Annotated in this window: 20 protein-coding genes; 6 read left to right on the top strand and 14 right to left on the bottom strand. The window is 52.9% G+C overall.

Annotation, left to right across the window (positions count from 1 at the left end; translation table 11 throughout):
• Positions 1 to 48 precede the first annotated feature (48 nt).
• From ubiB to udp, 5 genes are all read right to left on the bottom strand, one after another.
• Positions 49 to 1,689, bottom strand: coding sequence for a ubiquinone biosynthesis regulatory protein kinase UbiB (gene ubiB / locus SK38_RS23035; protein ID WP_048237117.1), 1,641 nt, complete (start codon positions 1,687 to 1,689; stop codon positions 49 to 51).
• Positions 1,686 to 2,291: a ubiquinone biosynthesis protein UbiJ gene (ubiJ, locus tag SK38_RS23030; protein ID WP_003828918.1), complete on the bottom strand. Its 606-nt coding sequence runs from the start codon at positions 2,289 to 2,291 to the stop codon at positions 1,686 to 1,688. The genes ubiB and ubiJ overlap by 4 nt, the downstream gene beginning before the upstream one ends.
• A gap of 13 nt (positions 2,292 to 2,304) precedes the next feature.
• Positions 2,305 to 3,060 carry a bifunctional demethylmenaquinone methyltransferase/2-methoxy-6-polyprenyl-1,4-benzoquinol methylase UbiE gene (ubiE, locus tag SK38_RS23025; RefSeq protein WP_003017897.1) on the bottom strand — a complete coding sequence of 252 codons (756 nt, stop codon included), beginning with the start codon at positions 3,058 to 3,060 and terminating at the stop codon, positions 2,305 to 2,307.
• A 94-nt stretch (positions 3,061 to 3,154) separates the two neighbouring features.
• A complete protein-coding gene (gene rmuC, locus SK38_RS23020; RefSeq protein ID WP_095533171.1) occupies positions 3,155 to 4,585 on the bottom strand; it encodes a DNA recombination protein RmuC in 1,431 nt (476 codons plus the stop codon).
• A 140-nt stretch (positions 4,586 to 4,725) separates the two neighbouring features.
• Positions 4,726 to 5,487, bottom strand: coding sequence for a uridine phosphorylase (gene udp, locus SK38_RS23015; RefSeq protein WP_003828923.1), 762 nt, complete (start codon positions 5,485 to 5,487; stop codon positions 4,726 to 4,728).
• A gap of 265 nt (positions 5,488 to 5,752) precedes the next feature.
• On the opposite strand from udp, the gene SK38_RS23010 reads away from it, so the two are divergent.
• The gene (locus tag SK38_RS23010) at positions 5,753 to 6,559 is read left to right on the top strand and encodes a dienelactone hydrolase family protein (protein WP_003828924.1); all 807 of its coding nucleotides are present in this window, start codon (positions 5,753 to 5,755) and stop codon (positions 6,557 to 6,559) included.
• Positions 6,560 to 6,655: 96 nt separating this feature from the next.
• Here the strand turns inward: SK38_RS23010 and metE are convergent, their stop codons facing one another.
• Positions 6,656 to 8,917, bottom strand: a complete 2,262-nt coding sequence (metE, locus tag SK38_RS23005; protein ID WP_048237116.1) for a 5-methyltetrahydropteroyltriglutamate--homocysteine S-methyltransferase — start codon at positions 8,915 to 8,917, stop codon at positions 6,656 to 6,658.
• Positions 8,918 to 9,152: 235 nt separating this feature from the next.
• On the opposite strand from metE, the gene metR reads away from it, so the two are divergent.
• Positions 9,153 to 10,106, top strand: coding sequence for an HTH-type transcriptional regulator MetR (gene metR / locus SK38_RS23000; protein WP_003017908.1), 954 nt, complete (start codon positions 9,153 to 9,155; stop codon positions 10,104 to 10,106).
• Here the strand turns inward: metR and SK38_RS22995 are convergent.
• From SK38_RS22995 to pldB, 3 genes are all read right to left on the bottom strand, one after another.
• On the bottom strand, positions 9,994 to 10,893 hold the full coding sequence (locus tag SK38_RS22995; RefSeq protein WP_003828930.1) for a carboxylate/amino acid/amine transporter: 900 nt from the start codon (positions 10,891 to 10,893) through the stop codon (positions 9,994 to 9,996). The two genes, metR and SK38_RS22995, sit on opposite strands and share 113 nt — an antisense overlap.
• A 79-nt stretch (positions 10,894 to 10,972) precedes the next feature.
• Positions 10,973 to 11,773, bottom strand: coding sequence for a sugar/pyridoxal phosphate phosphatase YigL (yigL, locus tag SK38_RS22990; RefSeq protein ID WP_008787091.1), 801 nt, complete (start codon positions 11,771 to 11,773; stop codon positions 10,973 to 10,975).
• 15 nt (positions 11,774 to 11,788) lie between these two features.
• Positions 11,789 to 12,805 carry a lysophospholipase L2 gene (gene pldB, locus SK38_RS22985; RefSeq protein WP_003017911.1) on the bottom strand — a complete coding sequence of 339 codons (1,017 nt, stop codon included), beginning with the start codon at positions 12,803 to 12,805 and terminating at the stop codon, positions 11,789 to 11,791.
• 110 nt (positions 12,806 to 12,915) lie between these two features.
• Here pldB and rhtB point away from each other — a divergent pair, with 110 nt between their 5' ends.
• A complete protein-coding gene (rhtB, locus tag SK38_RS22980; protein ID WP_003828938.1) occupies positions 12,916 to 13,536 on the top strand; it encodes a homoserine/homoserine lactone efflux protein in 621 nt (206 codons plus the stop codon).
• Positions 13,537 to 13,698: 162 nt separating this feature from the next.
• The gene (locus SK38_RS22975; RefSeq protein ID WP_048237115.1) at positions 13,699 to 14,583 is read left to right on the top strand and encodes an Rpn family recombination-promoting nuclease/putative transposase; all 885 of its coding nucleotides are present in this window, start codon (positions 13,699 to 13,701) and stop codon (positions 14,581 to 14,583) included.
• A gap of 38 nt (positions 14,584 to 14,621) precedes the next feature.
• On the opposite strand, the gene rhtC is transcribed toward SK38_RS22975, so the two are convergent.
• The 3 genes from rhtC to pldA all read right to left on the bottom strand — a co-directional run bounded on the left by rhtC (position 14,622) and on the right by pldA (position 18,093).
• A complete protein-coding gene (gene rhtC, locus SK38_RS22970; RefSeq protein ID WP_003828942.1) occupies positions 14,622 to 15,242 on the bottom strand; it encodes a threonine export protein RhtC in 621 nt (206 codons plus the stop codon).
• A 63-nt stretch (positions 15,243 to 15,305) separates the two neighbouring features.
• The gene (gene recQ / locus SK38_RS22965) at positions 15,306 to 17,135 is read right to left on the bottom strand and encodes an ATP-dependent DNA helicase RecQ (protein WP_008787089.1); all 1,830 of its coding nucleotides are present in this window, start codon (positions 17,133 to 17,135) and stop codon (positions 15,306 to 15,308) included.
• Between the two features lie 88 nt (positions 17,136 to 17,223).
• The gene (gene pldA / locus SK38_RS22960) at positions 17,224 to 18,093 is read right to left on the bottom strand and encodes a phospholipase A (RefSeq protein ID WP_003828947.1); all 870 of its coding nucleotides are present in this window, start codon (positions 18,091 to 18,093) and stop codon (positions 17,224 to 17,226) included.
• 165 nt (positions 18,094 to 18,258) lie between these two features.
• Between pldA and yigI the strand changes: the two genes are divergently transcribed.
• Both yigI and rarD read left to right on the top strand, forming a co-directional pair.
• Positions 18,259 to 18,726 (top strand): acyl-CoA thioesterase YigI, encoded by a 468-nt coding sequence (yigI, locus tag SK38_RS22955; protein ID WP_003017917.1) that lies wholly within the window; start codon positions 18,259 to 18,261, stop codon positions 18,724 to 18,726.
• A gap of 51 nt (positions 18,727 to 18,777) precedes the next feature.
• A complete protein-coding gene (gene rarD / locus SK38_RS22950; protein ID WP_048215218.1) occupies positions 18,778 to 19,671 on the top strand; it encodes an EamA family transporter RarD in 894 nt (297 codons plus the stop codon).
• Between the two features lie 73 nt (positions 19,672 to 19,744).
• Here the strand turns inward: rarD and corA are convergent, their stop codons facing one another.
• A complete protein-coding gene (gene corA / locus SK38_RS22945) occupies positions 19,745 to 20,695 on the bottom strand; it encodes a magnesium/cobalt transporter CorA (protein WP_003017920.1) in 951 nt (316 codons plus the stop codon).
• Positions 20,696 to 20,849: 154 nt separating this feature from the next.
• The gene (gene ysgD, locus SK38_RS25275) at positions 20,850 to 20,906 is read right to left on the bottom strand and encodes a YsgD/CorL family protein (RefSeq protein WP_212723238.1); all 57 of its coding nucleotides are present in this window, start codon (positions 20,904 to 20,906) and stop codon (positions 20,850 to 20,852) included.
• Positions 20,907 to 20,998: the final 92 nt, after the last annotated feature.

Genomic DNA, 20,998 nt, shown 5'->3' with positions numbered 1-20,998 from the left:
ATAAGGCCGTAGTATACGTTACACGACCTGCCTTGGGCGATGAAAAATTCAGCGCATTTTGCGCCAGCCGATCAACCAGGCTATGACGCCTCCCGCCATTAACCAGCCCGGCATAAGCCCCCACTCAGGGCGGCTTACCAGCAGGAATATTCCACTTAGCAACAATGTTGCGCCAATGCCCAATAAATAACGGGATTGTCCCTGGCGTACATGATTCGCGTGAAGCTCGCGGGCAATCTTATCAACACTGTGCTGTAAATATTTGCCCTGGCGCAAACTGTCATACACCAGTTCAGGTATTTCTGGCATTTTTTCGACCCAGAACGGTGCTTTTTCTTTAAATGCCCTAACGAGCGCTGGAATACCGACCTGATCTTTAATCCAGGATTCGAGGAATGGCTTAGCCGTTTTCCACAAATCTAACTGCGGGTAGAGTTGTCGTCCGACACCTTCAACGTACAGCAGCGTCTTCTGGAGCAATACCAGTTGAGGCTGAACTTCCATATTGAAGCGGCGCGCAGTGTTGAACAGATTCAACAGCACGTGACCAAAGGAAATCTCCGCCAGCGGCTTTTCAAAAATCGGCTCGCACACGGTACGAATGGCAAATTCAAACTCTTCTACGTTGGTATCCGGCGGAACCCAACCAGAATCTACGTGCAGTTCAGCAACTTTGCGGTAATCGCGGTTAAAGAACGCAATGAAGTTTTCAGCCAGGTAACGCTTATCTTCTTTGTTTAAAGAGCCCACAATCCCACAATCAATACCAATGTATTTCGGGTTTTCAGGGTGCTCATAACTGACAAAAATGTTCCCGGGGTGCATATCCGCATGGAAAAAGCTGTCGCGGAATACCTGAGTAAAGAAGACCTGAACACCACGCTCGGCCAACAGTTTCATATTGGTGCCGTTCTTCTCAAGCGTGGTGACATCTGAAACCGGGATGCCGTAAATACGCTCCATCACCATCATGTTCTGACTGCAGTAGTCGGAATACACTTCCGGGATGTACAGCATCGGACTATCTTCAAAATTACGTCGTAGCTGAATGGCGTTCGCCGATTCGCGCAGCAGATTCAGTTCATCGATCAACGTTTTTTCATATTCACGGACGACTTCTGTTGGTCGCAGGCGACGCCCATCTGGCAGCAGACGAGGAACCCAACGAGCCAGGCGGTAGATCAGTTTTAAATCCGCTTTGATGACCGGAAGTATGTCCGGGCGAATAACTTTGATCACCACCTCTTTGCCATTCGATTTCAATCGCGCAGTGTGGACCTGAGCAACAGACGCAGATGCCAGTGGCGTGATTTCAAAATCATCAAACCATTCCTCAACGGGCAGCCCGCCCATAGCCTCTTCGATTTGTTTTTTCGCTCTAAGCCCATCGAACGGGGCAACCCGATCCTGCAATAGCGCAAGCTGATCGGCGATGTGCGGAGGGAAAAGGTCACGACGGGTAGAGAGCATTTGCCCAAATTTGATCCACACTGGGCCGAGTTCCTGTAAAGCCAGTCTCAGCCTTTCTCCCAGCGGTTTGTCTTTATGTCGGCTGGGCATCCAGAACAACGAGTAACGCCACAACCGAAGCGGCAGCGTGATTCGCATTTTGGGGATGAGTTCATCAAGACCGTAGCTTAAAAAAGTGCGAATGATGAAATAAAGGCGCCGTACTTCACCTGGCGTCATTTGGCCTCCAGTTTTTCCAGCCGTTTGGCCAGAGATTCAACCGCGCGCTCAACGGCTGCCGTTTCTTCAGCAAACCATGCAACCTCTAGTGGACCAGGAGCCATGCGCCACTCTTCAGTGATCGCTTCGGCGACATAGCGCTGCTGGCGCTGAAAGTTATGGCACAGGAACTTCGCTCCACCACGCAAGACTTTGCTGACCCCTTCCGCGACGATATCGCCGGTATAGGGTGCTAACAGTTCTGCAGGATCCAACTCCGCCAGATCGGCCAGCGCAACAAAGTTCTGTACTACCTGGATATCGCCCTGGACTTCCAGCTCACCGCTGCGGATAAGCGTGGTGAGTTGCTGTCGGTCACGCAATTTCGGTAACACACTGGCATATGTGATTACGGTGCAATCGGCTTCGCCTTCCCATGCCCCCAGCACATCGACCTGGCGCTCGCTAAATACCAGGACTAACGGTGTTGAAAATCCTTTGAGATCAACACGTAGCACCTTACCCTGTAAACGCGTTCGGGCTGACTTCAGCGCAGGAGAACGGTACAGAAAGGTGTTGAGCAGATTTTCAACGCCTGCGGTTACTAAGGGTTTTAAAGGCATCCCCACTCTCCTGTCAGAACTTGTAACCACGGTGCAGCGCAACGACACCTGCTGTCAGGTTGTAGTAATCAACGCTTTCGAACCCGGCATCTTGCATCATTGCTTTTAAGGTGTCCTGATCGGGATGCATACGGATGGACTCCGCCAAATAACGGTAGCTGTCCGCATCGCTTGCTACCATTGAACCTATGCGCGGCAGAACATGGAAAGAGTATGCGTCGTAGGCTTTGCTCAACGGTTCGATTATGGGTTTGGAGAATTCCAGCACCAGTAGACGTCCGCCCGGCTTCAATACGCGGTACATGGAGCGTAATGCTTTGTCTTTATCCGTTACGTTGCGCAGACCGAAAGAGATGGTGATGCAGTCAAACGTGTTGTCAGGGAAAGGTAATGCTTCCGCATTCGCCTGAACGTACTCAACGTTACCTACCACGCCAATATTACGCAGCTTTTCGCGACCCATTTTGAGCATTGAGTCATTGATATCCGCCAGCACAACTTTGCCGGTTTCACCAACCATGCGAGAGAATTTCGCCGTCAGATCGCCGGTACCGCCTGCTAAATCGAGAACGGTTTGCCCGCGACGCACGCCACTGCAATCAATGGTGAAGCGCTTCCACAAACGATGAATGCCAAATGACATTAAGTCATTCATAACGTCATATTTAGACGCCACAGAATGAAAAACGTGGGCCACCATGTCAGCTTTCTGCTCTTTAGCGACGGTCTGAAAGCCAAAGTGCGTCGTTTCTTGTGAATTATCCACCATCTCAGTGCCTGCTCATCCAAAAAATGTTCGAGAAGTGTAACAGATTGGGCCAATTTGCCCTACCCTTCTACCGGGTTCAACTACCCCAAATGGACTAGTTTGATTGCTGATTTACCGCTTCATCCTCGGGGTAAGACGCATCTTGTTGCGTCTCAGGGACCGAGCGCAAGCGGTATTCCTCATCCTGTGTAGTAGCTTGTTCAGCCAGCTCAGGATTTATCTCGCGCTTAATTTCCACGCCTAAACTACGAAAAGCTTCTGCCTGCGACAGGACGTTTCCACGACCGGAAGAGAGTTTTTTCATCGCCTGTCGGTAGTTGTCCTGGGCTTTGTCCAGGCTTTGACCTATTGCCGACATATCATCCACAAACAACCGCATCTTGTCATAAAGTTTGCTGGCCCGATCGGCAATTTGTTGCGCATTACGACTCTGATGCTCGTAGCGCCACAGGTTGGCGATCGTGCGCAATGCCACCAACAGCGTAGTAGGGCTCACCAGCATAATGTTATTTCTAAGCGCTTCGGTAATCAGTTCGGGCTGTCTGTCGAGCGCCAGCAAAAAAGCGGGCTCAACGGGGATAAACATCAGCACGTAGTCAAGCGTACGCAGCCCAGGAAGCTGCTGATAATCTTTGCGCCCCAGTAGTCGAATATGGTTGCGCACCGAGGCGATGTGCTCCTGCAATGCACTTTCGCGGGTGTATTCATCTTCTGCGTTAAAATAGCGCTCATAGGCGACCAGCGTCATTTTCGCATCGATCACCACATCTTTACCCTGCGGTAGCCGAACGATGACATCAGGCTGCATTCGCGAACGGGCGTCGTTTTCGATGCTGACCTGGGTTTCATATTCATAACCTTCACGCAGACCAGAGGCTTCGAGTACCCGCGTGAGTACGACCTCTCCCCAGTTACCCTGCGTTTTGTTATCGCCTTTTAATGCCCGCGTCAGGTTTACCGCTTCCTGCGCCATCTGCGCATTCAGTTGCTGGAGATTACGAATTTCGTGTGCCAGGGTATGGCGTTCTTGCGCCTCTTTACCAAAGCTATCCTGAACCTGGCGACGAAAACCGTCCAGTTGTTCACGAAGCGGCGCAAGCAGGCTGTTCAGACTTTGGCGATTTTGCTCATCAACACGGCGGTTGCTGTGCTCAAAAATACGATTCGCCAGATTTTCAAACTGTTCGCTCAGACGCTGTTCGCTGTTGATCATCTGGCGGATTTTATCTTCCGCATGCTGTTGCGTTGCTTCCAGCCGGGTAGTGACTTCACGGAGATCGGCTTCCAGAGAGGTGTTGATACTGTGCAGACTGCGCAATTCGTTATTGAGTAGTTCGCACTCATCACGCCAGTGAGCTTCCTGCGAGAGCTGCTGGCGAGCGGCGCTTAGCGCAATATCCAGTTCACGTCGCTCTTCGATGAGGTCGGCACGGATTTGATCGGCGCGTGCTTTTGTCGCCAGCCACCCTACCAGTAGCCCTGCGGCTAACGCCAACACGGCACTCATCATAATTGAAATATCCACAACGCCCCCTTACAGCAACGACTTACCCGCACAAAATAGAATTGTGCTGTATAAACGTCCAGTTTAAAAGGAATTTCCTGCGAGGCACTACGCAAAATAAAAAGGCCGAACGCGTCGGCCTTTTTGAATAGAAGGGAGAATTACAGTAAACGACGCGCGGCTTCTACCACGATTTTCACCGCGTGACTTTCCGTTTGTTTCATCGTTTCCGCATTAGGGATCTCTTGCTGAGTACGGTTCACGATAACACCCGCGACCATACCGGCACGCAGACCCTGGCTTGCGCACATGGTCAGCAGCGTAGCAGATTCCATTTCGTAGTTCATAACGCCCATAGACTGCCACTCTTCCATTGAGCCTTTGAAACGACTCACGACGCGACCAGAGAAGGTGTCATAACGCTCCTGGCCTGGGTAGAAGGTGTCAGAAGACGCAGTAACACCCACGTGAGTGGTGGCGCCGATAGATTTCGCCGCTTCCACCAGCGCGGTGGTGCACTCGAAGTCCGCAACGGCCGGGAATTCCATTGGTGCGAAGTGTAGGCTTGCACCGTCCAGACGAACAGATGCAGTGGTAACCAGTACATCACCCACGTTGATATGCGGCTGGATAGCGCCAGTCGTACCGATACGCAGGAAGGTACGAATGCCCAGCTGTGCCAGTTCTTCTACGGCAATAGAGGTGGACGGGCCGCCGATACCGGTAGAGCAAACGATCACGGCTTTACCATCCAGCTCAGCACGCCAGGTGGTGAACTCGCGATGAGATGCCAGCTTAACCGGCTTATCCATCAGCGCGGCGATCTTTTCCACACGCTCCGGGTCGCCAGGGACGATAGCAAGCGTAGCCCCTTGTAAATCGTTCTTAGTGAGGCCGAGATGAAAAACATCAGACTTAGACATAAAAACTCCTCTGTGAATCGGTTTTGTCAGAAGAAGCAAAAACACACTTTACCGAAGGCATAAACATATTTTCGTGACAGTCATCACTATGATGTAAATCAATTGCATTCGATTACCATTAAATGGTGATCTTTATCACATAAATGATGCGATATAAGTAAGCCCTGCACAAAAGATAGACCGTTTAAGGCAATGTGGTTCGTTGCATGTGTCTATAGTTAACAATGCGCTTTTTTGCTGAATATTTAAGGGTACGGAGAATACCATGACAACACGACAATCTGGCTTTGCACCTGCTGTATCTCCACCGACGTCTACCACGGTTCACACCCCGGATAATGCAATTATCGCCGGTGTAACGTCCATACCTTCACAAGGCGATGATATGCCAGCGTATCACGCACGACCAAAACAGACTGATGGCCTGCTGCCCGTAGTCATTGTCGTGCAGGAGATTTTTGGTATTCATGAGCACATTCGTGACGTTTGCCGTCGTCTGGCTCTGGAAGGGTATCTGGCTATCGCACCAGAACTCTATTTTCGCGAAGGCGATCCCAATGACTTTGCCGATATCCCTACGCTGCTTAGTGGCCTTGTCGCCAAAGTGCCTGACTCTCAGGTACTGGCCGATCTGGACCACGTCGCTAGCTGGGCCTCCCGCAACGGAGGAGATGCGCACCAGTTGATGATCACCGGATTTTGCTGGGGTGGACGCATCACCTGGCTGTATGCCGCACATAATCCGCAGTTAAAAGCGGCCGTGGCGTGGTATGGCAAACTGGTGGGTGACAAAACCCTCAACTCGCCAAAACATCCCGTTGATATCGCAACCGATCTTAACGCCCCCGTTTTGGGGCTTTATGGCGGCCAGGACACCAGCATTCCGCAAGATACCGTTGAAACAATGCGCCAGGCGCTACGCGCCGCCAATGCTAAAGCGGAAATCGTGGTCTATCCCGATGCCGGACATGCGTTCAACGCCGATTATCGCCCGAGCTATCACGAAGAGTCCGCGAAAGACGGTTGGCAGAGAATGCTGGAGTGGTTCGTGCAATACGGTGGGAAGAAATAAACGTTAATTGCCCGGTGGCAGCGACGCCTGACCGGGCCTACAACTATTGCGATTTCCTGTAACCCGGGTAAGCACCAGCGCTTCCCGGGCACCGAATTACGCCTGACGCAGATTCTGCGCCGCTTTGACCATGTTCGCCAGCGCGGCACGGGTTTCCGGCCAGCCGCGGGTTTTCAGGCCGCAGTCCGGGTTCACCCACAGACGTTCTGCTGGAATGCGCTGCTCGGCTTTCTTCAACAGGGCTTCAATCCACTCCACGCTCGGAACGTTCGGCGAGTGAATATCGTATACGCCCGGCCCGATTTCATTCGGATAGTCGAACTCTTCAAACGATTCCAGCAACTCCATATCAGAGCGCGAGGTTTCAATGGTGATCACGTCCGCATCCAGCGCCGCAATGGAGTCCATGATGTCGTTGAACTCGCAATAACACATGTGGGTGTGGATCTGGGTTTCATCCTTCGCTACCGCCGCGTTAATGCGGAAGGCTTCCACTCCCCACTCCAGATACGCCGCCCAGTCGCTGCGACGCAGTGGTAAACCTTCGCGCAGTGCCGGTTCATCAATCTGGATGATGCCGATACCCGCCGCTTCCAGATCCGCCACTTCATCACGCAGCGCCAGCGCGATCTGCTTCGCGATGGTTTCACGCGTCACGTCTTCACGCGGGAATGACCAGCAGAGAATGGTCACCGGACCGGTCAGCATGCCTTTTACCGGTTTGTCGGTCAGCGACTGGGCATATTTCGCCCACTCCACGGTGATCGCTTCCGGGCGGCTGACGTCGCCAATCACCACCGGCGGCTTCACGCAGCGAGAGCCGTAGCTCTGCACCCAACCGTTCTGGGTAAAGACGAAGCCGTCCAGGTGTTCGCCAAAGTATTCGACCATGTCATTACGCTCGGCTTCACCGTGTACCAGCACGTCGAGACCCAGACGTTCCTGTTCAACAATCGCCTGTTTAATATGTTCCGCAATTCCGGTGCGATAGTTCCCAGCATCCAGGTTGCCCTTTTTGAAATCCAGGCGCAGGCCGCGAATTTCTGTGGTTTGCGGGAATGAACCGATAGTCGTAGTCGGCCATGCCGGCAGATTAAAGCGGGCACGTTGCGCCTCGGCACGAACCGGGTAAGCGTTAGCGCGCTGGCTGTCCTGGGCGGTGATTGCCGCCAGACGTTTTTCCACTGTGGCGTTGTGTACACGGGTAGAGTGACGACGAGCCTGAATCGGTGCGCTCCACTCAACAATTGCTGCCGTATCACCGCTATTCAACGCATCGCGCAGCAGCGCCAGCTCGCCGCACTTTTGCAACGCGAAGGCAAACCAGCTCTTCACTTCTGCATCAAGGCGGGTTTCCACACTGAGATCGATTGGGCTATGCAGCAGGGAGCAGGAAGAAGCCACCCACAGGTTACGTTTCCCGACGATATCTTTGATTTGTGCGTATTTTTCGCTGAGATCGGCACGCCAGACGTTGCGGCCGTTCACTAGCCCCGCTGACAGCAGCCAGTCGGCTGGCAGACGCGTGTGCAGCTCGGCTGCATCATCTTTGCCGTGCACGAAGTCAACGTGCAGTCCCTGCACCGGCAGGGCGGTAATGGTATCCAGGTTTGGCGTTACGCCTTCGAAGTAAGTGGTCAGTAGCAGCTTCACCTGACCCGTCAGCGCGTCATAAGCTGGTTTGAAGGCGTCCAGCCACGCTTGCGGTAATTCCAGCACTAGAGCGGGTTCGTCAATCTGCACCCACTCAATACCGCGGTTCGCCAGCTCGGCCAGCACCTGCTGGTAAACCGGCAGAATGTCGTTCAACAGGCTCAGGCGGTCAAACTGTTCGCCTTTCACTTTACCCAACCACAGGTAGGTTACCGGCCCCAGCAGCACAGGCTTCACCTTGTGACCGAGCGCCAGCGCTTCGTCCACTTCATCCAGCAGTTGGGTCCAGGTCAGTTTAAACTGCTGACCTTTAGTGAACTCTGGCACCATGTAGTGATAGTTGGTGTTAAACCATTTGGTCATTTCTGCCGCCGCCGCGGGTTCACCCGTTGGTGCGCGGCCACGGCCAATGCGGAATAAGGTATCGATATCGACCGAGCCGTCTTTATTTTGATGGCGAGCCGGAACGTTGCCGAGCAGTAGGCTGGTAGTCAGCACGTGATCGTACCAGGCAAAATCACCCACCGGCAGCAGGTCAACGCCCGCCTGCTTCTGCTGATCCCAGTGGCGGGCACGCAGCTCGCGGCCAACGGTCAGCAAATCTTCACAGGAAGAATTTCCCGCCCAGTAGCTTTCTTGCGCTTTCTTCAACTCGCGACGCAGGCCAACGCGAGGGAAACCGAGGGTGTGATTCAATATTGTCATTTTTCTTCCTCTAATTATATGTAAATCCTATGGATTTTGAATTTAGGGAAGGCGGCAAGTTTACTCATCCCCAGGAGCTTACTGAAGTAAGTGACTGGGGTGGGGAAACGAAGCCAACGCACCATAAATTTAAAAGACGAAGGATTTTAGCCGTCCAGATGTTTACACATCCATAATTGGCGGTTACTGTATATTCCTCAAGCGCAATTTGTTCATGCCGAAGTGAAGGACTTTCATGATCGAGATTAAACACCTGAAAACGCTCCAGGCGTTGCGGAATAGTGGTTCTCTGGCAGCCGCAGCGGCGACGTTGCATCAGACCCAATCCGCCCTTTCTCACCAGTTCAGCGATCTGGAGCAGCGCCTTGGCTTTCGACTTTTTATCCGTAAAAGCCAGCCTCTGCGCTTTACGCCGCAGGGAGAAATCCTGCTGCAGTTAGCCAATCAGGTGTTGCCGCAAATTGGTCGTGCGCTGCAGGCCTGCAACGAACCGCAGCAAACCCGGCTGCGAATCGCGATTGAATGTCACAGTTGTATTCAATGGCTGACGCCCGCGCTGGAGAATTTTCGTGCCAACTGGCCGCAGGTGGAGATGGACTTTAAATCCGGCGTGACGTTCGATCCGCAACCAGCGCTACAGCAGGATGAGCTGGATCTGGTGTTAACCTCCGACATCCTGCCGCGCAGCGGATTACACTACTCACCGATGTTTGATTTTGAAGTCCGCCTGGTACTGGCGCCTGACCATCCGTTGGCCAGCAAAACACAAATCACACCGGAAGATTTGGCCAGCGAGACGCTGCTGATTTACCCGGTACAGCGGAGTCGACTGGATGTATGGCGGCATTTTCTGCAGCCTGCAGGCGTTAGTCCGTCGCTGAAAAGCGTGGATAACACCTTGCTGCTGATTCAGATGGTTGCAGCCAGAATGGGTATCGCGGCATTACCGCACTGGGTGGTGGAGAGTTTTGAACGCCAGGGCCTGGTAGTGACCAAAACCCTGGGTGATGGGTTGTGGAGCCGACTGTACGCCGCCGTGCGTGATGGCGAGCAGCGACAGCCGGTCACAGAAGCGTTTATTCGCTCAGCGCGGAATCACGCCTGCGATCACCTGCCGTTTGTACGGAGTGCGGAACGACCCACTTTCGATGTACCCACAGTGAAGCCACTATCACAGCCGCACCAATGATGAAGCTTGGCCAGTGAGGTTGTTGATGCCAGATAGCTAGGTTAACCAGCAGTCCGGCAGGGACATGCATATTGTTCATGATGCCCAGCGTGCCCGCATCCACCTGGGTCGCGCCGTAGTTCCACATAAAGTAACCAATGCCGGACGCCGCCACGCCAAGAAAGACCAGAATTCCCCACTGTAGCGTGGTTGCAGGCATTTTCTGCGCATTGCCCAGCATGAACCAGGCCACGACAGCCACCATAAAGGCGCCCATATAAAACCAGGCAAAGGCGTTGTGCTGCGGCATTGGCCGCGTCTCCATCAGACGTTTATAGCCCACCATACCAATCGCAAAGCTGATATTGGACAACTGCACCAGCAGCAGACCGGTCCAGAAGTGGCTGGTCACCTGATCGTAACGAATGATCCCCGCGCCAATCACCGCCAGTAACGCACTAAAGGCGTAACTCCAGCGCAGACGACGCCCGCTCATCAGATCATAAATCAGCGTAATGTAGAGCGGCGTCAGCACGGTAAAGAGCAGCAGTTCTGAAACCGTCAGGTACAGATAGGCGTGAAAACTCAGCATGTACATAATGCCAAGCTGCATGGCACCCACCAGCATATACAGCCCGATCGTTTTTACGCTGTGCCCACGAGTACGTAGAAACGGCAGGAACACCAGCGCCGCCAGCCCAACGCGCACCAGCACCGCAAAATAGCTATCGACATGACCGGCAAGGTACTCGCCAAACAGGCTAAAGGAAAAGGCCCACAGAATTGTGGTAATGATGAGTAACGCCACAATGGATGTCTCTTAACAAAAGGTACACCCATTGTAGCGAAGTTTTTAGTTGACAACTGGTCAACTAACGAACAGAAGGTTACTGCAAAAACAGTTCACGCAGATAGTGTGGCACGGCATCGTCGGCATTAAGACCAATGACTTCCAGTTCCGGGTGCAGATCCTTCAGGCGCTGGTGGGCGTTGCCCATGATGCAGCCTTTACCTGCCATGGAGAGCATTTCCGCATCGTTCATCCCGTCGCCAAAGGCGATGCAGTCTTTCAGGCTGTAGCCCATCGCTTTTGCTACCGCTTCCAGCGCATGACCTTTCGATACGCCGCCAGCCATGACTTCCAGACAGGTAAGCGTAGAGAAGCTGACGTTGACGCGATCGCCCCAGCGGGCGTTAATCGCCTGCTCCAGCGGCAGTAGCCTTTCGTGAGAGTCGGTGGTGAAGAACACTTTGCTGACGCCCTCAGGCTCCAGTAATGCAGGTTCAAACAGTGAATAGTTAAACACCGCTTCTTTGAAGAAACGCATTTCGTCCGGACGATGGCGATTCATAAACCACTCATCATCACGATATACGTTGGTCACGATGTCCGGGTTTGCATTCACTACGCCAAACAGGTCGCTGGCAATATCGCGATCCAGGTTATGGGAAAACACTAGATTCCCGTCAGAATCATGCACGCGCGCGCCGTTGGACGTGATCATGTAGGTTTTAATGCCGAGGTTATCGCGAATTTGCCCCACATCAACATGATGACGGCCAGTCGCAAACACGAAGTTAACGCCGCGAGCGGTCAATAACTTCAGCGTCTCTTTGGCATAAGGGGACAGAGTATGGTCGGGAGAAAGCAGCGTACCGTCTAAATCAGACGCAACAACCTGATACATAAGAAAATTCAACCTCTAGGCAAAGCGGGTTCCGCTGGATGAGTTATGCTTGTCGAAAAATTCGACAATAGCGTTAAGCGCGACTGAGCGCATGGCGTCCTTTTCAAAAAGGATCTCATGGTACGCGCCTTTGATGACAAGCGGCTGACCCCCTTCTACAGGATGGCCCGCTGCGGCGCGGAGTTCACAAAAACGATCGTGCATGCGGTTATCTACCACACGCTCTTCTTCAGCCTGAATCAGCAGCGTCGGCGTCGCATCATCTCCGGCGCCAGCCAAAACCTGTTCGCCAGCCAGAATCCCTTCACGTACCCAGTGATAGGTGGGGCCGCCAACGCGCAACCGCGGCTCATCAGCATAAAAGCGTAGATTGCGCCGATAGCGCTGTCGACTATGGGTTAACGCATTCATACCGAACGGCAGCGCCCGCCAGCGCCCGGTTCCCATCGCATAGCCTTCGCGGATCCGCGGATGCCCTTCGGCCCAGTCCAGTATATGGCGCACCATCCAGTCGGGAAAGCGCATCACAATACCAAACATCGGTGCGCAAAGCGCGATGGCATCACACTGATTCGGGTGGCGCTGCAGGAATAACGTGGCAATCGCCCCGCCCATTGAATGCGCCAGGATATAGCGTTTTCTCCACGGGCCGGGTAGCACTTCCTGCTGCCAGAAGGCGGTTAGATCGTCGACATAATCATTAAAGTTATCGACATGACCGCGATGCGGATCCGAAAGCATACGCCCGGAACGCCCCTGGCCACGGTGATCGATAATGAGAACGTCAAAACCAGAATGAAACAGGTCATACGCCAGTTCAGCGTATTTCACGTAGCTTTCAATGCGTCCAGGACAGACGACGATGACGCGATCGTTTTTTTCTGCATGAAAACGAACAAAATGTACGGGAATATCATCCACGCCCGTAAATTCCGCTTCTTCCCGCTGACGCCAGAAATCTGTCAGTGGCCCCATGGAAAAAGCAGCAAACGCGTTTTCTCTTGTTTCCCAGTCTTTTTGCTGCTGAAACATCGGGTATCCAGCCTCGCTGACCAAGTAAAATCGTTTTTTTCGCCGTCACTGACACAACCTAACGGCAGTAGCGTATTGTGGCATAAAAATAGACAATCCGGGAGTTTCTCATGACCTTTGAATGGTGGTTCGCCTACCTGCTGACCTCTATTATTTTGAGCTTGTCCCCAGGCTCTGGCGCAATCAATACCATGACCACCGCCATCAGCCACGGATATCGCGGTGCCAGCGCGTCGATTGCAGGTTTGCAGACCGGGTTGGGTATTCATATCGTTCTGGTTGGCGTAGGACTGGGAACGCTATTTTCACGTTCGGTGATCGCATTTGAGGTGCTGAAGTGGGCGGGAGCGGCCTATCTGATTTGGCTGGGTATTCAACAATGGCGGGCGGCGGGTGCTATCGATCTGAATACCATGGCGAATACGCAATCGCGCAGCCGGCTGTTCAAACGCGCGGTCTTTGTTAATCTGACCAATCCTAAGAGCATAGTTTTCCTTGCCGCTCTGTTCCCTCAGTTTATCCTGCCGCAAGAACCGCAGTTGATGCAGTACGTGGTGCTTGGCGTCACGACCATCGTGGTCGATATCATTGTGATGATCGGTTACGCGACGTTGGCCACGCGCATTGCTGGCTGGATTAAAGGACCAAAGCAAATGAAGGCGCTGAACAAAGTGTTTGGCTCGCTATTTATGCTGATAGGCGCCCTGCTGGCATCGGCAAGGCATGCCTAGCAAATGGAACGTCGCTCGCAATGAAATGCTATCTGTAAGAGCCTCTGAACATGGCTTTTCGTACTTCGCCGCAAAGGGAGAAAAGCCTTTTATCCTGTACTGTTAGACGTTGATTGCTAATGCCAGAATGCTGCCATATTCACCACTCACGGATGATTAACGATGGCGGAAGTAACAACACCACATGACGCAGTATTTAAAACCTTCCTCTCCCGCGTGGAAACCGCGCGGGACTTTATCGAACTTCATCTTCCTCCCTCGTTAATCAAAATATGCAGGCTGGAAACGCTCCGTCTGGAATCAGGCAGTTTTGTGGAGGACGATCTGCGCCCCTATTTCAGCGATATTCTCTACTCACTGGAAACCACCAGCGGACATGGCTATGTACATGTGCTCATTGAGCATCAAAGCTCACCGGATAAGCACATGTCATTTCGCCTGATGCGCTACGCTATCGCAGCGATGCAGCGTCATCTTGAGGCTGGAAACGACACTCTGCCGCTGGTTATTCCTGTTCTCTTTTACCATGGCAAGCAAAGCCCATGGCAAGGCTCAATGAACTGGCTGGATCACTTTGAGGATTCTGGAACCGCCCTTCAACTTTACAGCACACCATTTCCGTTGGTGGATGTGACGGTTATTCCAGATGATGAGATCATGCAGAATCGCAGTATGGCAGCGCTGACATTAGTACAAAAACACATTCGCCAGCGCGACATGGCGCAGTTGCTGGATAAACTTACCCGCCTGTTTATGCTGGAGAAGATGAGCGGACAACAAATAACCGTGCTGGTAAACTACATGGTGCAAGCAGGGAATACACAAGATGTTCAGACATTATTGTATAAGCTGGCACAGCGGGTGCCGCAGCATGGAGAAAAACTGATGACAATGGCGGATCAACTAAAGCAGATAGGCCGTGAAGAAGGGAGGCGCATTGCCCTTACTGATGTAGCAAAAGCGATGCTCAAGCGAGGTCTTGATACCGACGCGATTATGGAAATGACCGGCCTTTCGAAGGATGAGCTACAGAAGCTTGCGCAATAAGCCGCATACCGCCTGGGACTCCCAGGCGGGCAACAAACTTAGCGCGAAATAATCAGATGGATACCGAAGCCTGCGAACAGCGCACCGGCAAAACCATCAATCCACTTCGCCAGACGCTGATAACCACGACGCATTTTCGGCAGAGCAAACAGGCTGGCGACCACGGTAAACCACGCCAGCGTTTCCACGATAATCAGAGCAAAGATCCCCCAGCGCGCGCCCGTTCCCACGTTGTCGCCAACGAACAATGAGAAGACGGAGCCAAAATAGATAATGGCTTTAGGGTTCGCCAGGTTGGTCAGCAGACCTTTCAAAAAGCTGCGTCCGCTCTGCGCCAGCTCCACCTGCGGAGTGGGCGCTGCAACATCCTGTTTTTTAAACGCGCCGCGCAGCATCTGATAACCCATCCAGCACAGATACAGCCCCCCGCCGACCATAATAATGGTATGCAGCCAGGCCATTTTTTCGATAATCAGATGCAGGCCGAGCAGTGCCACGCCAGCCCAGACCATGACGCCGCAGGTAATGCCCAGCACGCCCATCATAGCTTCTTTGCGCGAACGGCTAACCGCAGTTTGAGAAACAAAAAAGAAATCGGGACCGGGGCTCATCAGCGCAACGATATGCACCAACGCAACGGTGAAAAATAGCGTTAACATAAAAATGACTCGCCGGGGAATAGTTCAGTGAGTCACCATCCTGGCACTTTTTTGCCCGGCTGACTACTCTTCGTCGTCACCATCAACGTGTGCGCGAATAAGCGCCATAAACTCTTTACCGAAACGCTCAAGTTTCCGCATCCCCACACCGTTGACGCTTAGCATTTCACTCGGTGAAACCGGCATCTGCTCCGCCATTTCAATCAGCGTGGCGTCGTTGAACACCACGTACGGCGGAATGTTCTCTTCGTCGGCAATGGCTTTACGCAGCTTACGCAATTTGGCGAACAGTTTGCGGTCGTAGTTACCACCGAAGGATTTCTGCATCGCACGCGGTTTCAGCGCCACAATACGTGGTACAGCAAGCTGTAACGCAACGTCACCGCGCAACACCGGACGCGCGGCTTCTGTTAGCTGTAACGCGGAGTGATGAGCAATATTCTGCGTCACCAGGCCCAGGTGAATAAGCTGGCGAATAACGCTCACCCAGTGTTCGTGGCTTTGCTCGCGACCAATGCCATAGACCGGCAGTTTGTCATGAGCCAGTTCGCGAATACGCTGGTTATTCGCTCCGCGCAGCACTTCCACGACGTACCCCATGCCGAAGCGTTGGTTAACACGGTAAATCGTCGACAGCGCTTTGCGCGCATCCATAAGTCCGTCGTACTGTTTTGGCGGATCGAGGCAGATGTCGCAGTTACCGCAAGGCTCCTGACGCCCTTCGCCAAAATAGTTCAGCAGCACCAGACGACGACAGGTTTGCGCCTCGGCAAACGCCCCCATCGCATTGAGCTTATGCCGTTCGATATCCAGCAGTTGCCCAGCGGGTTTCTCTTCGAGGCAACGGCGTAGCCATGCCATATCAGCCGGATCGTAAAACAGCATGGCTTCCGCCGGCAGGCCATCACGCCCGGCGCGGCCGGTTTCCTGGTAATAGGATTCGATATTGCGCGGAATATCGAAATGCACCACGAAGCGTACGTTAGGTTTGTTGATCCCCATACCGAACGCCACGGTCGCCACTACGATTTGCAGGTCATCACGCTGGAATTTCTCCTGCACCTCGGCGCGTACGGCATTTTCCAGCCCGGCATGATAAGCCCCGGCGCTGATGCCACGGCTTTGCAGACGCGCGGCGGTGTCTTCGACTTTGGCGCGACTGTTACAATAGATAATGCCAGACTTACCGCGCTGCTCTTGCACGTAGCGCATCAGCTGATCGAGCGGCTTAAACTTCTCCATCAGCATGTAGCGAATGTTCGGGCGGTCAAAGCTGCTGATCTGAATTAACGGATCGTTGAGTCCCAGCAGACGCACAATGTCCAGCCTGGTTGTCTCATCCGCGGTCGCGGTCAGCGCCACAAACGGCAGCGTCGGGAAACGCTGGCGCAGCTGGCCCAGCGCAGCGTACTCGGGGCGGAAATCATGCCCCCACTGCGAAATACAGTGCGCTTCATCAACCGCCAGCAGCACCGGATTCCAGTGCGCCAGATGCTCAAGGAAGTTATCCAGCATCAGGCGTTCGGGCGCAATGTACAGTAAGCGAATCTGCCCGCTGCGACAGCCCGCCATCACCTCAAGCTGCTGTTCACGACTTTGAGTAGAATTCAGGCACGCCGCCGCCACGCCGTTGGCTAGCAGTTGATCGACCTGATCTTTCATCAGGGAAATCAGCGGAGAAACAACAACGGTGAGTCCGTTTAGCAATAATGCGGGAATTTGATAGCACAGGGATTTACCGCCGCCGGTCGGCATAACGACCAGGCAGTCGCGACCAGAGAGCACGGTATCAATGATTTCTTCCTGACCGGGGCGAAACTGTTGGTAGCCAAAGGTTTCCTGCAAAACCTGTTTAGCGCCCATTTCCAGATTCAACACTTCCGCCTGCGCCACATTAACCCCATTCGCCCGAAATAAAAACAGGAGCTATTTTCAGCGCCTGAGAGAGAAACTGCAATGATTAAAATACTCTCAATACTTATCAGAAGATATCGTTGAGCATCACGCCCACACCAACACGCGTCTGATTGAAGTTGTAGTCAATCAGCGATTCGCCGTAACCACTGTAGACCTGAGTGTATAGACGCACATGCTTCGTGATGGGATAACTGGCCCCCAGCTCTGCGCCGCCGTAGCCGGTATTCCAGTTGTACTGGCCTTTCACGCTGATAACCGCGTCACCCAGGTGATACCCCATTTTCAGCTGATAGTAGCCCATGTATTTAGTGATATCAGGGTTATCGTCGGTGCTACCAATCACGTACCACGGCTTAACTTCCACCAGCCAGTTACCATTTTCAGCCATCAGACGGGTATAAAGACGGTTCCAGCTACGTGACGTGGGATCGGATCGGCCGTTGGAGTCATGGTTATAACCCATTTCGACATCACGAAGCGTCCAACCGGCAAAGCGATAGTCGGTAGCGAAACCGAGGAATAATTGCGGTTCGTAGTTGGTTTCGCGAAACGGTGAAGACTCTTCACTGTTCGAAAGCTGCCACCAGGACTTCTGGGTATAGGAACCACCAAGTACCGAGTTTGGGCCTAATATCCCGCGCCAGAGCGGAAACGCCAGGCTTAGCTGAAACTTAACCTCATCTTTGCGCGCATTTTCGGACCAGCTATAACTGCTGATCGCCTCTTTGTTCATGTCGCTGGTATTGGTGTAAATAAGATAGTTGGTATCATAAGGATAAAGCGTGAAAGGGTTGTCATGTTCCTGCAGCATATTGGCGATAATACTGCCACGAACCGCCGGTGCATCATGAATCTCTTTCACTGTCGCTTCCTGCGCATACGCGGTCAACGGCAGCATAATTGCTGGTAGTAACCATCCCAGAATCGCCCGCATCGGTAATGTTCTCCTGAACCAAAATATTGATGAATTGTATAATTATCTGGCAAGTATTCTACATACTTAGCTAGTTACTCGTTAGTTATCCCGTCCTAAAGTAGAAAACAACAAATAATAAGCATAATATCAACATTTCATTAACCGTCGAGATGTAGGGATCGTATGTCTGCCGTACTTACTGCTGAGGAAGCGCTGAAGTTAGTGGGGGAAATGTTTGTCTATCATATGCCGTTTAACCGGGCGCTGGGACTGGAGCTCGAACGCTATGAGAAAGAATTTGCTCAATTAGCCTTTAATAACCAACCGATGATGGTCGGCAACTGGGCGCAAAGCATTCTGCATGGCGGCGTGATCGCCTCGGCGCTGGACGTCGCCGCCGGGCTGGTATGCGTTGGGAGTACGCTGACCCGCCATGAAACGATCAGCGAGGACGAACTACGTCAGCGGATGTCACGCATGGGTACAATCGATTTGCGTGTTGATTATCTGCGCCCCGGAAGAGGGAATCGCTTTACCGCCACCAGTAGCCTGCTGCGGGCGGGTAATAAAGTCGCTGTTGCGCGCGTGGAATTGCATAACGAAGAACAGCTTTATATTGCCAGCGCAACCGCCACTTATATGGTGGGGTAAGTGCCTAAAAAAAGGTAAACTGCTGTTACATTTCTGCAATGAGTTTTCCCGATGGATGCTAAACAAACGCGGCAGGGCGTGCTACTCGCTCTTGCTGCTTATTTTATTTGGGGTATCGCTCCCGCCTACTTCAAGCTGATTTACTATGTTCCGGCGGATGAGATCCTGACGCACCGCGTCATCTGGTCATTTTTCTTTATGGTGGTACTGATGAGCATCAGCCGCCAGTGGTCAGGCGTTAAAACGCTGCTACAAACGCCAAAGAAGATCTTCCTGCTGGCGCTCTCTGCAGTGCTCATCGGCGGAAACTGGCTGCTGTTCATTTGGGCGGTCAATAATCACCATATGCTGGAAGCCAGCCTCGGCTATTTTATTAACCCACTGGTGAATATTGTGCTGGGAATGCTATTCCTCGGTGAGCGCTTTCGTCGCATGCAGTGGCTGGCGGTACTGTTAGCCGCCTGCGGCGTGCTGGTACAGCTGTGGACCTTCGGATCGCTGCCAATAATCGCGCTGGGACTGGCGTTCAGCTTTGCATTCTATGGGCTGGTGCGCAAGAAGATTGCCGTCGAAGCACAAACCGGCATGCTGATCGAAACCCTGTGGCTTTTACCTGTCGCCGCCATCTATCTGTTTGGCATTGCGGACAGCTCAACCAGCCATATGGGGCAAAACCCCATCTCGCTCAACCTGCTGCTGATTGCCGCGGGTGTCGTGACCACCATTCCGCTTCTGTGCTTTACCGGCGCGGCAACCCGCCTGCGTCTGTCAACGCTGGGATTCTTCCAGTATATCGGGCCTACGCTGATGTTCCTGCTGGCCGTCACCTTCTATGGTGAAGTTCCGGGAACGGATAAAATGGTCACGTTTGCGTTTATCTGGGTGGCGCTGGCGATTTTCGTGATGGATGCGATTTATACGCAACGACGGGTTCGTCGGAGCTAGGGGAGTGCCGGATGGCGCTTCGCTTATCCGGCCTACAAAAGCACATCGCCGTAGGCCGGATAAAGTACAGTTATTACAGCCAGTTCTTGCGCTTAAAGTACAGATACGGCGCCAAACCCGCGAGCATCATAAAGACAATCGCGCCCGGGTAACCGAAGCTCCAGTGCAATTCCGGCATAAACTCAAAGTTCATCCCGTAGCTGGAAGCCACCAGCGTCGGCGGCAGGAATACCACAGAAACCACCGAGAAGATCTTGATGATGCGGTTCTGCTCGATGTTGATAAAGCCCATCGCCGCCTGCATCAGGAAGTTAACCTTCTGGAACAGCGATTCATTATGAGGCAGCAGTGACTCGATATCGCGCAGGATCTCACGCGCCTGCTCCAGCTGACTGCCCGGCAAACGCGCTTTACGTACCAGGAAGTTCAGCGCGCGCTGGGTATCCATCAGACACAGACGTACCTTCCAGCCGATATCTTCCAGTTCCGCCAACGTCGACAGCGCTTCGTCATACTCATCGCCCTGACGCCCTTCCATGATCACACGGCTGAGTTTTTCCAGGTCGCTGTAGATGTTTTCGATTTCATCTGCCAGCTGTTCAATTTTGGTTTCGAACAGGTCGAGCAACAGCTCGTAAGCGTTACCATCCACCATCGCCTGGTTACGCGCACGCATGCGGTACAGGCGGAAGGCCGGCAGTTCGCGCTCGCGCAGAGTAAACAGGCGGCCTTCGCGAATGGTAAATGCGACGGTTGAGTTACCCGCGTGATCGTCGGCGTCTTCGTAAAAGAAGAAGGAGTGGATGTGCAGACCGTCTTCGTCTTCAAAAAAACGTGCGGATGCTTCGATGTCTTCCAGTTCAGGGCGCGTAGCCAGATTCTGGCCCAAGTCCTTTTGCACACGGTTTCGTTCTTCGTCATCCGGCTCGACTAAATCGACCCAAACCGAACTGGCCAGGTGCTCGATCTCGTCTGCCTCAAGGCGAGTTAAACGATTGTTTTCCAGTTGAAATGCGCTCAGCATGACCGGGACTCCCAATGCAAAAAATTATCGGACAGTTCGGAGGGCACACAGAAACAAATTGGGTTTCAGACCATTAAACAGCCTGACTCAGCGCGACGGGAAAAAACAGAAGGTCGCTGACAACCGCGAAGGCTATCAGCAAAAAGGGATAGCCTTAGGAGTTGATCCTGGATGACAGGATAATGAGCCAGTATCTACTGGGTGTGTCCAAGGCGAATGTCCTCTTAGCGTAATCGTGCGCGCATGTTACGCCAGCAAAATTTTGACGTCAACACGCAACGGATGGCGAAAAAGTAATAATTT

This window comes from Citrobacter sp. MGH110, from assembly GCF_001037515.1.
GTDB lineage: Bacteria > Pseudomonadota > Gammaproteobacteria > Enterobacterales > Enterobacteriaceae > Citrobacter > Citrobacter portucalensis.
Note: the sequence above shows the minus strand (reverse complement) of the source record. Positions and strands in the feature narration are given on the sequence as shown.

Excerpts from the sequence above, each read along its gene's own strand:
- ubiJ (WP_003828918.1), bottom strand. The coding sequence starts at position 2,291 with ATGCCTTTAAAACCCTTAGTAACCGCAGGCGTTGAAAATCTGCTCAAC.
- rhtC (WP_003828942.1), bottom strand. The coding sequence starts at position 15,242 with ATGTTAACGCTATTTTTCACCGTTGCGTTGGTGCATATCGTTGCGCTG.
- rarD (WP_048215218.1), top strand. The coding sequence starts at position 18,778 with ATGGATGCTAAACAAACGCGGCAGGGCGTGCTACTCGCTCTTGCTGCT.
- ubiB (WP_048237117.1), bottom strand. The coding sequence starts at position 1,689 with ATGACGCCAGGTGAAGTACGGCGCCTTTATTTCATCATTCGCACTTTT.
- SK38_RS23010 (WP_003828924.1), top strand. The coding sequence starts at position 5,753 with ATGACAACACGACAATCTGGCTTTGCACCTGCTGTATCTCCACCGACG.
- rhtB (WP_003828938.1), top strand. The coding sequence starts at position 12,916 with ATGACCTTTGAATGGTGGTTCGCCTACCTGCTGACCTCTATTATTTTG.
- pldB (WP_003017911.1), bottom strand. The coding sequence starts at position 12,805 with ATGTTTCAGCAGCAAAAAGACTGGGAAACAAGAGAAAACGCGTTTGCT.
- ubiE (WP_003017897.1), bottom strand. The coding sequence starts at position 3,060 with ATGGTGGATAATTCACAAGAAACGACGCACTTTGGCTTTCAGACCGTC.
- metE (WP_048237116.1), bottom strand. The coding sequence starts at position 8,917 with ATGACAATATTGAATCACACCCTCGGTTTCCCTCGCGTTGGCCTGCGT.
- pldA (WP_003828947.1), bottom strand. The coding sequence starts at position 18,093 with ATGCGGGCGATTCTGGGATGGTTACTACCAGCAATTATGCTGCCGTTG.
- metR (WP_003017908.1), top strand. The coding sequence starts at position 9,153 with ATGATCGAGATTAAACACCTGAAAACGCTCCAGGCGTTGCGGAATAGT.
- yigI (WP_003017917.1), top strand. The coding sequence starts at position 18,259 with ATGTCTGCCGTACTTACTGCTGAGGAAGCGCTGAAGTTAGTGGGGGAA.
- yigL (WP_008787091.1), bottom strand. The coding sequence starts at position 11,773 with ATGTATCAGGTTGTTGCGTCTGATTTAGACGGTACGCTGCTTTCTCCC.
- udp (WP_003828923.1), bottom strand. The coding sequence starts at position 5,487 with ATGTCTAAGTCTGATGTTTTTCATCTCGGCCTCACTAAGAACGATTTA.
- SK38_RS22975 (WP_048237115.1), top strand. The coding sequence starts at position 13,699 with ATGGCGGAAGTAACAACACCACATGACGCAGTATTTAAAACCTTCCTC.
- corA (WP_003017920.1), bottom strand. The coding sequence starts at position 20,695 with ATGCTGAGCGCATTTCAACTGGAAAACAATCGTTTAACTCGCCTTGAG.